Here is a 258-nt window from a genome sequence, read left to right on the forward strand (position 1 = left end):
CACGGCTCTTTGCGGTCTCGCCGTTGTGCCGATCGAAGTTCGGAAGCGAAATTCCCTCGTCGGACATGATCAGCCAGCCCACTTTGGCCATCGCATTTGCGAATCCGGTAACACCTGCGATGCGATCCAGTAACGCTGCGCTAACGCCAGGAGCGTTACCTTCAAGAGTGTGCTGATCGAACCAACGCCAGACACGCAGCAACTTGCCGACGGTCAAATCCGGATCGTCCCAACCCATCGCAACGGTCAAAGCCAGCA

General features: G+C 57.4%; 1 protein-coding gene. It reads right to left on the minus strand.

Annotated features, from left to right (window positions below; genetic code table 11):
* Window positions 1-258: hypothetical protein (locus RVY79_RS20290; protein WP_317466388.1), on the minus strand; the 258-nt coding region annotated here is incomplete at both ends.

The organism is Chromohalobacter sp. HP20-39, assembly GCF_033052815.1.
Lineage (GTDB): Bacteria > Pseudomonadota > Gammaproteobacteria > Pseudomonadales > Halomonadaceae > Chromohalobacter.